A 12,541-nucleotide genomic window follows, 5' to 3' on the forward strand; every position below is an offset into this window, starting at 1 on the left:
AATCGCCGAATTCAATTCAGCATCAATGGAGAATTTCTAAATGGACTCAGAAACAGATGACGTTCAGCGGAACAAGCAGCCAACCCGTGAGGTCGACCCGATCGACCGAAAAATATTAGGCGTTCTGGTCGACGATGCGACCATCAGTTATGCCGAGCTCGGCGATCGCGTCGGCCTGTCGCCGCCGGCGGCGCATGAGCGGGTGAAGCGGCTCAGGCGCAGCGGCGCCATCCGCGCCACCTCGACGATCATCGATCCGAAGGCGGTGAAGAAGCCGCTGCTCGCCTTCGTGCATATCGATACCAGGGGCTGGGGCAAGACGCCGGAATTGATGGCGATCTCGGAATGCCCGGAAGTGGAAGAGATCCATTCGGTCGCCGGCGACACCTGTATGCTGCTCAAGGTACGCACCGAGGATACAAGGGCGCTGGAAGGCCTGCTGTCGCGTATCTACGAGACGCCGGGCGTGGTCTCGACGCGCAGCTATGTGGTGCTTTCGACCTATCTCGAACGGCCGGTGCAGCCAGAGATCACGGCCGAATGGCCGGCACCCAAACATATGGCGACGCCTGTCTACTAATCCGCCGGCTTACGGGATCGTGGCGCTGCGATAGGTATCGAGGACGCGCATGACGCTGGCAATCAGAAGCTCATGCGCGGTCGGCGTGATCCGACCGGCGCCGACCTCGGCATCGAGATGGCCGAGATACTGGCTGATCAGGGGGCGTGGAATCTCGCGATCGCCGAGCGCCGCCAGCAGCGCTTCGGTCGCATGCTGCGCATCGGGTGATGGCCAGTAGTAGCGAATGCGGTCGCTGAAGGAGAAATGCCGCTGCAGGCGCTGCTCGTCAGGCGTTCCCGGATGATATTTCTGCCAATTGCCGGGCGAGGCAAGCATGATGCGTTCCATCGCGGCCGGCAGGCTTTCGCGCGAGGGATCGGGCGCGAGCGCGTCGGCGATGTGGCTCAGGCCATAGAGCGCCTCGCGCAATGCGAAGGTGAGCCAGGGGCCGACCTTGAGGATGGCGAAGCCGTCGCGCACGAGCGCGGCCAAAGCTTCCGCCGGCTGATAGTCGGTCGAATGCGCCTCGAAGACGAATTGCGGCTGGCTTTCCAGGGCCGCGACCAGCTTCGTCGCCCTCTCGGGCGCATAGGCGATGATGTCGGCATTGCCGAATTCGACGCCGGGCTGAACGACGACGCCGACAGCCCGGGCAAAAGCGGCATCGAGGCCGAGACGGCAGAAGGCCTGGCGATGGAGCTCGACCGTGCGGAGCGCATCGGCCGGCTCGGTCACATGCGTATGGTCGAGCGCTTCCAGCGCGCCGCCCGGAACCGGCACTTCGGTGCCGATGATGTAGACGGGTTTTTCACCGCCCGAGCGGGCGACCGCCGCCTCGGCAACCGCCGCAAGCTCGGCCGCGCGCGCGGCAATCGTCTCGTCGGTGAGTGCCACGGAATCGTCGGCGCAAGCCATGCTGGTGTCGAGATGCAGCTTGGTGAAGCCGGCGGAGGCATAGGCGTCGATCATCGCCGCCGCCTTGTTCATCGCTTCCGCCGCGGGCAGATGCTTCCAAGGATTCGGGCCGAGGTGATCGCCGCCGAGGATCAGCCGGTCGAACGGAAAGCCGGTCCTGCCTGCTTGCGTCTCGACGAAGGCTCGAAAGGCGGCCGGGGTCATGCCGGTATAGCCGCCCTCGTGATTGACCTGGTTGCAGGTCGCCTCGATCAGCACATCGGAGCCATTCCTCGCGCCGTGGCGGAGCGTCGCTTCGATCACCAGCGGGTGCGCCGAACAGATCGAGGCGATGCCGCCCTTCGCGCCTGCCGCTCGGCGAGCGGCGATGCCAGCAAATCTTGCCGTGGCGCCGGTCATGCGCGTGCGGTCGCTTTGGCGATGAAGGCCTCGACGTCGGCGAGCCGGTGAATGCCTTCCATCGGCCCCTTGCGGGTAACGGCGAGCGCGCCGCAGGCATTGGCGATGCGCAGTGCATCGGCGGGCGCGGCACCGCGCAGCCAGAAGGAAACGAAGGCGGCGCCGAAGCAATCGCCGGCGCCGGTCGGATCGACTTCCTCGACGGCAAAGCCGGGCATGGCGAGCGTGCCCTCGCGGTCGTGATAAGCGGCGCCTTCACCGCCTTTCTTCAGCACGATGCAGGAGATGCCTCGCCCCAGCAATTCGCCAACCGCGGCCTGTTCGTCGCTGGCGGAGGAGAAAAGGAACAGTTCGTTGCCGCTCGGCAGGAAGACATCTGTCTGCGCGAGCACATGATCGAGCGCCTGACGCGTGCCGGACGCCTGCATGATCTCGCGACGGATGTTCGGATCGAAGGACACCGTGCCGCTCTTGGCCTTCACGGCCGCGATCGCGGCGAGTGCGACGTCGGTGGCGCGATCGGAAAAAAGCGAAGAGCCCATGACATGGACATGATCGGCTCCGGCCAAGAGCCGCCTCGCCGCATCGTCCATTTCCAAAAGGCCGGCGGCGCTGTTCCGGATATTGAAAACAAAATGCCTGGATGCATCGGTCCGGTAGGCGACGAAGGCGGTGCCGGTTGCATGGCCTTCACGGACGGCGATTGCCGAAACGTCGGCGCCGAGCGCGCTGAGCCGGTCGATGTTCAACTGGCCGAAATCGTCTCCGCCGACGGCGCCGATGAGACCCGCAGGCTGGCCGAGCGCCGCCGCTTGGCCGATGAAGATCGCCGGGGCGCCGGACGGAAAGGGGCCGGCCAGCGGACCGGGCTCGAGGAAGCTCTGGCCGATTGATTCCGCCATGATCTCGACGAGGATCTCGCCGGCTGAGACCAGCTTCTTCATCACGTCCTCCCAGCATTCGCCATGCATGGCTTTAGGGCTTGGAATACGGCCCCCTCTTTTTCACGTCAATTAATAAATTTACGCATGGAATAATTTCTCCGGACGCGTTGAAACTCGCGGAGCTTCCTGTAAAGTTTCAACTTGCAGGCGCACGCCGATGCGCCGTATGAGCGCCGGAGCAGCGCCATGGGAGCGAGGTTCCATGCCGCGAGGGTTTGGATGCCGATGACTCACAAGACGATGGAGGAGTTCGCCCGTTCCTGCGGCGTCTCCAGGCCGACCTTGTCGAAATTCTTCGACGATCCGACCAGCGTCAAGCCGGCGACGCGAAAACGCATCGAGGATGCGCTGCGCTCGTCCGACTATCAGCCCAATCTGTTCGCGCGAAACCTCAACCGCAAGCGCACCCGCAGCATCGGCATCGTCGTGCCGACGGTGACCGACCCGTTCTACTCCGAGATGGTCAGCCGCATCGAACTCAGGCTGCGCGACGAAGGCTATTGGCCGATCGTCATTTCCTCGCATGGATCGAGCGAACTGGAAGCCGAGGCGACGCGGACGATCCTGTCGTTGAAGGTCTCCGGCGCGCTGATAGCACCGCTCGGCCGGCGCTCGGACCAGCGGGCGATCGAGAAGCTGACGCAGGCGATCCCGATTGTCTATTTCGACACCTATCTCGAAGGCGGCACGCCTTTCGTCGGCAACAACAATGTGCAGAGCATGTCGACCATCGTCGACTATCTCTGCCGCTCGGGCGATGCCCCGGTCTATTTCGATATTCCGCACGTCAATCACAATTCGCGCGAGCGGGTGGAGAGTTATGTCGATGCCATGAAGCGGCTCGGGCAGGAGCCGGTCGTGTTCGGCAATACCGGCGACTACACATGGGAATTCGAACGCATCGGCTACGAACAGACGGAAAAGCTGCTCGGCAATGGCGGCCTGCCAGGCAAGACCATATTGTGCGCCAACGATCGTCTCGCCTTCGGCGTAATGGCGGCCGCGTTCTCGAAAGGGCTGAAGGTGGGCCGCAAGGCGGATTGCGACCTGCGGGTGGCTGCGCATGACGACCATCCGCTCAGCCGCTACACCTGCCCGGCGCTCACCACCATGGCGCAGGATTTCACGGCGATGGCCGGAAGCAGCGTCGAGACGCTGCTTACCCTGCTCGACGAGGGCGGCGCGACCGTCGCGCCGAAGGTCAGTCTCGACGCGACGCTGGTGATGCGCCAGTCGGCCTAGGTCTACCGAACCCCCGCTGCCCGATCAGAGCGCCTTAGGCAAGCAGCCTCGCCGCCTCGTCTTCGCCGAGCAGCGGCGGCTGCTCGACCGAGCCGACGACGGCGACTGAGTTCCGGCTCTCGCCGGAGGCAAGGATCGCTTCCATGATCTCGAGCACGTGCAGCGCCAGTTCGCCGGACGCGCGGGGTCTGCGCCCTTCCGGCAGCGACCGCGCCAGGTCGGCGACGCCGAGCATGCGATAGTTGGCGCGGTCCGGTGCAGCATAGGGCCAGTTGCGCGCGCCGTAGAGCTCGCCTTCGCTCTCGAAATCCTTCCAGTCGGCGCCGTGCGCCGATAGCGAGACCGTGCCGCCAAACGTGTCGGGATCGGGTAGCCTGAGCGAGCCTTCCGTCCCGTGCAGCTCGATCGGATGGTTGGAATGCTTGAAGACGTCCCAAGAGGCGCCGAAGGTGACGGTGGCGCCGCAGTGGAATTCGAGCAGCGACAGGATGTTGGTCGGCGTGCCGACCCTGAAGCTGGTGTTTTTGTAAGGACCTTCTGCGGTGATCAGGCGCTCGTCCTGACCGCGCGTCGTCATCGCCATGACGCGGGCGACCGGGCCGAGCAGGTTGACCAGCATCGTCAGGTAGTATGGCCCCATGTCGAACACCGGACCGCCGCCCGGCTGATAGTAGAATTGCGGATTGGGATGCCAATGCTCCATGCCGCGCCCCATCATGAAGGCGGTGCCGGTCACGGCGCGGCCGATCGCGCCCTCGTCCATTAGGCGGCGGGCACGCCGCCCGGCTGCGCCGAGGAAGGTTTCTGGAGCCGAGCCCAGCAGCAGATCGCGCTTCGCCGCCTCCGCGACCAGCCGGCGGCCCTCGCCGGCCGAGGTCGCCAGAGGCTTTTCCGTGAAGACGTGCTTGCCCGCGGAAAGCGCCGAATGGGTGATGTCGAAATGCGCCGACGGAACGGTGAGGTTGAGGACGAGATCGACCTCGGGATCGGCCAGCAGCGCATCGACCGGCAGCGCGCGGATACCGTATTCCCTGGCCCGTAGCGCGGCCATGTCGGCGGAAATATCGGCGCAGGCGCGCAGTTCCACGCCAGCGAAAAGTGCTGCGTTGCGCAAATAGGTCATCGATATGTTGCCGCAACCGATAACGCCGATACCGAGCTTCGCTCCTGACTTTGCTTGCATTTTCCTTCCGACCTCCCGATGCGGCATCGCCGCAACAACCCGCTGCAACGGCGGCGGACCATGTTCCCTACTCGCTATAGCGCATTTTAAATCTTGACGCGCGTAAAATTTTTATAGAGCATGTGAAAATGCTGGCTCGACATCGGAGGCCGCCAGCTCAAAACGATTGAGGAATTTTGCACTCATGAGCCTAGGAACCAAGGTGCGCCTTGCGCGCCTCTTCTCGCATCCGTCCGGGAAGCTTTTTGGCGGCGCGGTCGACCACTTTGTCGGCTACGGCGACGTGCGCAAAGGCGGGCTTGCCGATCTGCCCGGTGCGCTCGCGCGCGTCATGATGGGCAAACCCGACTACGTCAGCATCCAGCCCGGCACCGCGCGCCATCTGTGGCCGCAATATGCGGGCAAAGCGTCTCTGGTGATCCAGGCGGGCTGCTTCACCCCAGACGATCGCATCAGCGAGCTGATTGCAACGCCGGAGGATGCGGTGCGCGCCGGGGCCGATGCGTTGGCCGTTGCCATTCCGGTGCGCGGCGCGACCGAGGGTAAGTACATACGCTGGCTGACCGACTCGGTGAATGCGGCGGCACGCTACGGCATGCCGGTGGTGGCGCATATCTACCCGCGCGATTTCACCGACGGAGCAAAAATCGTCTTCACCCCCGACGAGATCGCCTATGCGGCGCGCATCGGCTACGAGTCCGGCGTCGACGTGATCAAGATAGGCTACACGGGCGATTTCGAGTCGTTCCGAGAGACCGTCCGGACCTGCCCGGTGCCGGTTGTGATCGCGGGTGGTCCGAAGACCGAGACGCTGCTCGGCGCCCTTCAGCAGACGGCGGACGCCATACGTGCCGGCGCGCGCGGTGCCGTGGTCGGTCGCAATCTCTGGGGGCACGGCGATCCGGAGAAGGCGGCACTTGCCTTTCGGAGCGTCATCCATGACGGCCTTTCGGCAGAAGACGCCCTGGCGAAGGCGGGTGCCTGAACGATGCCCACCGTCCCTTCAATCCTCGGCTTCGGCGCTATTGCGATCGACGACATCGTCTATGTCGATCAGCCGTTGTCGGCGGGCAAGGGGAAGGTTCTGCAAACTGCCCGAACTTTCGGCGGAAATGTCGCGACGGCCCTTGCTGCCGTCGCGCGGCTCGGCGGAACCGCCGGGTTCGTCGGATGGCTGGCCAGTGCCGCTGACGACGCCGTGCTGTGCGATCTCGTTGCGAGCGGAGTTGAAACCGCATTCGCGCCGCGCCACCCGCACGCACGCCCGGTGCGCTCGCGGATCACCGTCGGCTCGGATGGGGAGAGGTTCATCGCGTATGACGACGAAGCGATGCTGGGCACCGCGCCAGACTTTCCGGACGAGGTCCTCAGCCGCGCGGCCGTCCTGATCGTCGATAGTTACGCGATCCGGTCGATGGATGTCGTGGCTCGGGCTCGCGATCTCGGCCTTGCAATCCTCGGCGATATCGAATGGAGCAGCGGCCCAGCCACCGAGAGGCTGATCGGGCTCTGCGACCATCTCATTCTTCCCCTCGGCTTCGCGCGGACTGCCACGGGCGGCCGATCGCCTGCCGAGATGCTCGACGCATTGTGGATGCCGTCGCGGTCCACCGTGGTTCTGACTGACGGCGGCAGGGGCGTCTATTATCGCGGACGCGACGAGTCAGGGCTCTGGCACCTGCCTCCGCACCGGGTTGCCGTCGTTGACTCGACCGGCGCCGGTGACTGCTTTCACGGTGCCTATGCCCATGCATTGACGCGCGGAGCCCAGACCGCAGGCCGGGTCGCATTCGCGGCCGCGGCCGCGGCCCTGTCGATAACGGGGCGTGGCGGGCGCGAGGCGCTGCCGACCGAGGGCCAGGTCACGGAACTCTTGGCATCGACGAACGCCCCGTCGGCAGTCGAACTGAAATCGCAGCTCGATACCGGAACATAGTTGAAACTATCCGAGGAACATTCGCAGGCGAACATAGGCCGATAATGATCATAATAACGAGCGGCTTAGCCTTGTGGAGGGAGGAAGATGGCAGAAGTCATTCTTGAGAATATCTGCAAGACCTATGGGAACAACTTTCACGCAATCGACCAATTGAACCTGTCGGTCGAGGATGGCGAATTCTTGATTCTCGTCGGGCCGTCCGGCTGCGGCAAATCCACCGCGCTGCGAATGATCGCGGGGCTGGAGGACGTCACAAGCGGCAGCGTTCGGATCGGCGGAGTCGACGTCGTCGACATGCCGCCCAAGGACCGCGACATCGCGATGGTCTTCCAGAGCTACGCGCTCTACCCGCATATGACGGTGTTCGAAAACATCGCCTTTTCGATGCGGCTGGCAGGCAAGCCGAAGGCCGAGCGCAAGAAGCGGGTGGACGAGATTGCCAAAACCCTTCAGCTGACATCTCTGCTCGACAGCAAACCCGCGAACCTTTCAGGCGGACAGCGTCAACGGGTTGCCATGGGCCGCGCCATGGTGCGCGAGCCGGCCGCCTTCCTCATGGACGAACCCCTTTCCAATCTGGACGCGAAGCTGCGTGTTCAAATGCGCGCCGAAATCACCAGCCTGCAAAAGCAGCTCGGCGTCACGACCATATACGTGACCCACGACCAAACAGAAGCGATGACGATGGGGGACAGGGTCGCGGTGTTGAAGGGCGGCGTGCTGCAGCAGGTCGACACTCCCAAGAGACTCTATGAATCGCCGGTGAACGCCTTCGTTGCCGGCTTCATCGGTTCTCCTTCGATGAACCTGTTCGAGGCGACGCTGACGGGCGACGAACTGATGTCCGGCACCTTCGCCATCCGGCTGCAGGACGCAGCCTTCGTGCGCAGGCCGGGCTTGAGGTCGTATGCGGGGCGCAAGGTCGTGTTCGGGATCCGACCGGAGGATCTCTATGACAGCAGTCTCGAATCCGGCCGCAAGTATCAGACGATCCCGGCAAAGGTGACCTCGATCGAAGAACTCGGGTCCGAACACATCGTTCATCTCAGCATCGACGCGGTGCCGGTGGACTCCGGCGATCCGGACGCGGTGCAGGATTTCGGCATGACCTCGAACGCGGTGGCGAAATTCGAACCGGTCAGCACAGTCCTGCCCGGCTCGGAGATCCGCTTGGCCGTAGACGACGCCAAGCTCCATTTCTTCGATCCCGAAACGCATCTGGCGATCTGAAGATTTGTCGCAGAGCCCGCAGGCGGGAGCGATGCGCCTGCGAAAGTACTCGTAAGAAGACTTCTGAATGAAGCAGACGATCGTCCGCATTGTGCGGTCGATCTTAAGAAGGAGGAGAAAATGACGTTTCGGATACGACCCGCGATGCTGAAAATGGCCGCGGCCGCATGGCTGCTCGGCGCAACCGGCGCCATGGCGGACACGACGCTGGAATTCACGCAGTGGTGGGAGCCAGAGCTGCCCGCAGGCTCCTTGCGCAAAATCATGGACGAGTTCGAGGCTGCAAACCCCGGGATCAAGGTGACGCTGGTCAGCGGCCCCTATGCGACCACGCGAGACCAGATCTCGGTCGGTGCTGCGACCGGAACGCTTAGCGACGTTGTCGGTCTCGATGGCGCCTGGGTGAACAATCTGAACGCACAGAACGCGCTGGCCGACATGAACCCGATGATGGATGCGAGCGGCTTCGATAAGAGCCAGGTCGCCGATATCATCAAGGTGGACGGCAAGGCGGTGATGTTTCCCGTGGCTTCGTTCGTCTATCCGGTCTTCGTCAATATGGACCTCGCCGCCCAGGCAGGCGTGAGCAAGCTGCCGTCGACCCGCGCGGAGTTCCTCGAAGCCGCCAAGAAGATGACCCATGCCGACAAGAACCAGTATGGCTGGGTTCTGCCCCTGTCGCTGCAAACACCGTCCGGCGTCCAGAACGACATGATGTCGTGGGTCTGGGCTTCGGGCCAGTCGATGATGGCGAATGGCAAGCCCGACCTCGAGGGCAAACCGGTGGTGGATATGCTCAGCTTCGTGAAATCGCTCAACGACGCCGGCACCATCTCGCCCGGCATCGCCACCAAGACGGAACAGGAGAAGGTCGAGGAATTCGTCAACGACCGGGTCGGGATGATGATCGACTCGCTCGCGCATGTGAACCTCATCCGCAAACGCAATCCCAAGCTGAACTTCGACCTCATCCCGGTCCCGGTCGTGGAGAACTACAACGGCAAGCGCGGCCTTCCCTATGCCTCCTGGGGCATCGGTATCTCTGCCGGCTCGAAGCACCAGGAGGAGGCCTGGAAGCTCGTCCAATATCTGATGAGTGAAAAGGTGAACGCCAAGCTCGTGTCGCTTGCAAACGCCTTCCCGGGCAACGTCAACGCCAAGCCCGATTTCGTGACGTCCGACAAGGCATTCGCAAAGGCTTTCGAAATCTTCAAGACCGGTTATCTCGCCAACGAGTTCACGGGTCTGCCGGTGGCGGAAGACCTGATGACCCAGTTCGACGTGGAAGCCCAGAAGATGCTTGCCGGCGAGCAGTCTCCGGAACAAGCCGCAGCCAACGCTCAAAAGGGCTGGATGGCGAAATTCTGATCGGCCTGTTCCCCGTTCACTTTCTCGACCGGGTGGCCTGACTTCGGGCAGGCCACCCGGCCACAACGGATCGGTGGACCCGTGTTCCGAAGCTCACCTTCTCTTGAAGGCGTATTTCAAGGTTGGCACATGACCCCGCAGAAGCGCTCCCATCACAGACTGAAACGAGCGGTCGCACCCTATCTCTATCTGTCGCCCTCGCTCCTCATAATCGGTCTTCTGATGCTGCTGCCGATGGTGACGGTGATTGCCTATTCGTTCCAGAACAGCGCGGTGCTGCGCCGTGACCCATCCTTTGCCGGACTGAAACACTACCAGGCGATCTTTGCCGATCCGGTGTTTTGGGCTTCGCTGTGGCACACGCTCTACTTCACTTGCATGAGTGTCGTTTTCCACATGACCATCGGCATGGTCTTCGCACTCATGCTGAACAGCGACCGCATCAATCCGACGCTGCGCAATATTCTGCGCGTGCTCTACATACTGCCTTGGCTGTTCACTGCGGTGATTATCGCCGTGATCTGGCGCCTCCTGCTTGAGCCGAACGGGGTCGTGAACAGCATTCTCATGCAGATGGGCATCATCGGTTCCAAGGTCGAGTGGTTTTCCTCGCCCGAGACCGCGCTGCACGCCGTCACCTTCGCCAATATCTGGGCGGGGTACCCGCTTTTCATGGTCAGCCTGCTCGCAGGCCTGCAGGGCATTCCCAAGGATTTCTACGAGGCCGCCGATATCGACGGCGCCAAGGCCTACCAGAAGCTGATCTTCATCACGATCCCGCAGTTGATGCCGATCATCATCAGCATCTCGCTGCTCGACTTCATCTGGACCATGCAGGTCTTCCCATTGATCTGGATAACGACGGGCGGTGGTCCGATCTACTCGACCGAGGTCCTCAGCACCTACACCTATAAGCTGGCGTTTTCGAGCTACAACCTGTCTCAGGCGTCGGCGAGCGCTGTGGTCATCCTGCTGATCTCGCTTGGCCTGACGCTGTTCTACATCCGTTATCAAAAGGCTCGGTAGTCCATGAGGAAAAGGCACACGCCGAAAGACAAGCTGATCACCGTCGCGCTCCATGTAGCGCTTGTCGCGGGGCTCTTTTTCGCGGCCTTCCCGATCTACTGGATGCTCAGCAGCTCGTTCAAATCGAATACTGAAATCTTTGCCCTGCCACCAACCATCCTGCCGAAGGCCTTCACGCTGGAAGCGTACGCAGCCATCGTTGGCGACCCGGTAAAGCTGCGCTTCTTCTTCAACAGCTACTTCGTGGCGGCAGCGGTGACCGTGCTGACGGTGCTGATCGCCTTGCTGGCGGCCTACGGGTTCAGCCGCTTCAACTTTTGCGGCAAGGGCAGCCTGAACACACTCATCATCAGCACGCAGACGATTCCGCCGATCACGCTTCTCATCCCCTTCTTCGGGCTTGTCGTCTCATATGGCATCTTTGACACTTATATCGCGCTGATCCTGACTTACCTGGTGTTTACGCTGCCCTACGCGATCCTGCTGATGACGGGATATCTCAACACCTTGCCCCGCGATCTCGATGAAGCGGTGGCTGTCGACGGCGGCACCAGTTGGACAGCGCTTTGGCGGGTGATCGTCCCGATCTCGCTGCCTGGTATCGTGGCGACGTCTGTCTACACCTTCCTGTTATGCTGGAACGAATTTCTCTTTGCGCTGACGCTGACCAAGTCGACGTCCATGCGCACCGTGCCGATCGGCATCCAGCTGTTGATGGGGCAGCACGCCTTCGAATGGAACCAGATGATGGCGATGAGCGTGCTCGGCTCGTTACCGCTTTTGCTCATCTACCTCGTTGCCCAGAGATTCTTCCTCGCAGGCATGACCGCGGGCTCGGTCAAGTAGGACGTCCCTCCCATGAAGACGCAGAGCGACACCAAGGAATGGGCGGTATCAAGGAATGAAAGAATGAACGTGAAAGACCTCAAAGTCGGCTGCCAGACTTTTACCTGGGAGATGCTCGGCGACCGTTTTGGCGGCGGCCCGGACGATCTCATCAAGGCGATTTCCGACGGCGGCTATGCCGGCATCGAGATCACCGACACGATGATCGGTCGCTATGCCGGCAAGCCTGCGGAGTTCGCCGCCGCGTTGAAGGCATCCGGCCTCATGCTGGTCTCGTTCGCCTTCGGCTCGAAGAGCGGCTTCACGCTCAAGGAGAAAATCGGCGAGGACCTCGAAACCGCCGGTCGCTGGATCGACTTCGCCGCCGCCTTTCCGGGAGCGCTGGTGTCGATGGGCTCGGCAACCGTCGTCTCCGACGGCCCGCGCGACCACAAATTCGCCATCGCCGCCGAGGTCTACAACAAGGCCGGCGAACTTGGGCGCAAGGCCGGCGTGCAGGTGGCTGTGCATCCGAGCTCGCATCACAACACGCTGCTCTTCGACCGCGCCGATTATGACCGCATCTTCTCCCTGCTTGACCCATCGCTGGTCGGCTGGGTGCCGGACACCGGACACATCTTGCGCGGCCGTCAGGACATGGCCGATACGCTCACCACCTATCGCGACCGCATTCGCTATGTGCATCTGAAAGACGTCGATGCCAACGGCAGTTGGGCGATGCTCGGCCAGGGTGTCTGCGACACGGCTAAGGTGATCGAGATCGCAAGCGCCGCGCCCAACTTCAACGGCTGGCTGGTGCTGGAGGAGGAATCCGAAACCGCCGCCGCCGATCCGGCTGGCGCGGTGAAGACCAATCGCCAGACCATGCGCGGCTACGGGGCTTGAGG

General features: G+C 62.6%; 12 protein-coding genes. 9 read left to right on the forward strand and 3 right to left on the reverse strand.

All coding sequences use genetic code 11. The features are described from left to right. Window positions 1–40 precede the first annotated feature (40 nt). On the forward strand, window positions 41–580 hold the full coding sequence (locus tag EOD29_RS09130) for an Lrp/AsnC family transcriptional regulator (protein ID WP_127246494.1): 540 nt from the start codon (window positions 41–43) through the stop codon (window positions 578–580). 9 nt (window positions 581–589) lie between these two features. Here the strand turns inward: EOD29_RS09130 and EOD29_RS09135 are convergent, their stop codons facing one another. Both EOD29_RS09135 and EOD29_RS09140 read right to left on the reverse strand, forming a co-directional pair. After that, window positions 590–1,876, reverse strand: coding sequence for a D-tagatose-bisphosphate aldolase, class II, non-catalytic subunit (locus EOD29_RS09135; RefSeq protein WP_127246495.1), 1,287 nt, complete (start codon window positions 1,874–1,876; stop codon window positions 590–592). Next, a complete protein-coding gene (locus EOD29_RS09140; protein ID WP_127246496.1) occupies window positions 1,873–2,820 on the reverse strand; it encodes a sugar kinase in 948 nt (315 codons plus the stop codon). The genes EOD29_RS09135 and EOD29_RS09140 overlap by 4 nt, the downstream gene beginning before the upstream one ends. A gap of 219 nt (window positions 2,821–3,039) precedes the next feature. Here EOD29_RS09140 and EOD29_RS09145 point away from each other — a divergent pair, with 219 nt between their 5' ends. After that, a complete protein-coding gene (locus EOD29_RS09145) occupies window positions 3,040–4,062 on the forward strand; it encodes a LacI family DNA-binding transcriptional regulator (protein ID WP_127246497.1) in 1,023 nt (340 codons plus the stop codon). A 34-nt stretch (window positions 4,063–4,096) separates the two neighbouring features. Here EOD29_RS09145 and EOD29_RS09150 read toward each other — a convergent pair whose 3' ends face one another. Continuing rightward, window positions 4,097–5,245, reverse strand: coding sequence for a Gfo/Idh/MocA family oxidoreductase (locus tag EOD29_RS09150; RefSeq protein WP_127246498.1), 1,149 nt, complete (start codon window positions 5,243–5,245; stop codon window positions 4,097–4,099). Window positions 5,246–5,429: 184 nt separating this feature from the next. Here EOD29_RS09150 and EOD29_RS09155 point away from each other — a divergent pair, with 184 nt between their 5' ends. The 7 genes from EOD29_RS09155 to EOD29_RS09185 all read left to right on the forward strand — a co-directional run bounded on the left by EOD29_RS09155 (window position 5,430) and on the right by EOD29_RS09185 (window position 12,539). Then, on the forward strand, window positions 5,430–6,230 hold the full coding sequence (locus EOD29_RS09155) for a class I fructose-bisphosphate aldolase (protein WP_095800983.1): 801 nt from the start codon (window positions 5,430–5,432) through the stop codon (window positions 6,228–6,230). A gap of 3 nt (window positions 6,231–6,233) precedes the next feature. Then, window positions 6,234–7,181, forward strand: coding sequence for a PfkB family carbohydrate kinase (locus EOD29_RS09160; protein ID WP_127246499.1), 948 nt, complete (start codon window positions 6,234–6,236; stop codon window positions 7,179–7,181). 87 nt (window positions 7,182–7,268) lie between these two features. Next, window positions 7,269–8,414: an ABC transporter ATP-binding protein gene (locus EOD29_RS09165; RefSeq protein ID WP_127246500.1), complete on the forward strand. Its 1,146-nt coding sequence runs from the start codon at window positions 7,269–7,271 to the stop codon at window positions 8,412–8,414. 120 nt (window positions 8,415–8,534) lie between these two features. Continuing rightward, the gene (locus tag EOD29_RS09170; protein WP_067327674.1) at window positions 8,535–9,782 is read left to right on the forward strand and encodes a sugar ABC transporter substrate-binding protein; all 1,248 of its coding nucleotides are present in this window, start codon (window positions 8,535–8,537) and stop codon (window positions 9,780–9,782) included. Window positions 9,783–9,911: 129 nt separating this feature from the next. Then, complete coding sequence (locus tag EOD29_RS09175) at window positions 9,912–10,808, forward strand: sugar ABC transporter permease (RefSeq protein WP_095776286.1); 897 nt, start codon at window positions 9,912–9,914, stop codon at window positions 10,806–10,808. Window positions 10,809–10,811: 3 nt separating this feature from the next. Next, complete coding sequence (locus EOD29_RS09180; RefSeq protein WP_127246501.1) at window positions 10,812–11,654, forward strand: carbohydrate ABC transporter permease; 843 nt, start codon at window positions 10,812–10,814, stop codon at window positions 11,652–11,654. Between the two features lie 63 nt (window positions 11,655–11,717). Beyond that, on the forward strand, window positions 11,718–12,539 hold the full coding sequence (locus EOD29_RS09185) for a sugar phosphate isomerase/epimerase (protein WP_095801123.1): 822 nt from the start codon (window positions 11,718–11,720) through the stop codon (window positions 12,537–12,539). The last annotated feature ends 2 nt before the right edge of the window (window positions 12,540–12,541 follow it).

Source organism: Mesorhizobium sp. M1A.T.Ca.IN.004.03.1.1 (assembly GCF_003997555.1).
GTDB lineage: Bacteria > Pseudomonadota > Alphaproteobacteria > Rhizobiales > Rhizobiaceae > Mesorhizobium.

Excerpts from the sequence above, each read along its gene's own strand:
- EOD29_RS09155 (WP_095800983.1), top strand. The coding sequence starts at position 5,430 with ATGAGCCTAGGAACCAAGGTGCGCCTTGCGCGCCTCTTCTCGCATCCG.
- EOD29_RS09135 (WP_127246495.1), bottom strand. The coding sequence starts at position 1,876 with ATGACCGGCGCCACGGCAAGATTTGCTGGCATCGCCGCTCGCCGAGCG.
- EOD29_RS09160 (WP_127246499.1), top strand. The coding sequence starts at position 6,234 with ATGCCCACCGTCCCTTCAATCCTCGGCTTCGGCGCTATTGCGATCGAC.
- EOD29_RS09170 (WP_067327674.1), top strand. The coding sequence starts at position 8,535 with ATGACGTTTCGGATACGACCCGCGATGCTGAAAATGGCCGCGGCCGCA.
- EOD29_RS09130 (WP_127246494.1), top strand. The coding sequence starts at position 41 with ATGGACTCAGAAACAGATGACGTTCAGCGGAACAAGCAGCCAACCCGT.
- EOD29_RS09140 (WP_127246496.1), bottom strand. The coding sequence starts at position 2,820 with ATGAAGAAGCTGGTCTCAGCCGGCGAGATCCTCGTCGAGATCATGGCG.
- EOD29_RS09165 (WP_127246500.1), top strand. The coding sequence starts at position 7,269 with ATGGCAGAAGTCATTCTTGAGAATATCTGCAAGACCTATGGGAACAAC.
- EOD29_RS09185 (WP_095801123.1), top strand. The coding sequence starts at position 11,718 with ATGAACGTGAAAGACCTCAAAGTCGGCTGCCAGACTTTTACCTGGGAG.
- EOD29_RS09180 (WP_127246501.1), top strand. The coding sequence starts at position 10,812 with ATGAGGAAAAGGCACACGCCGAAAGACAAGCTGATCACCGTCGCGCTC.
- EOD29_RS09175 (WP_095776286.1), top strand. The coding sequence starts at position 9,912 with ATGACCCCGCAGAAGCGCTCCCATCACAGACTGAAACGAGCGGTCGCA.
- EOD29_RS09145 (WP_127246497.1), top strand. The coding sequence starts at position 3,040 with ATGCCGATGACTCACAAGACGATGGAGGAGTTCGCCCGTTCCTGCGGC.
- EOD29_RS09150 (WP_127246498.1), bottom strand. The coding sequence starts at position 5,245 with ATGCAAGCAAAGTCAGGAGCGAAGCTCGGTATCGGCGTTATCGGTTGC.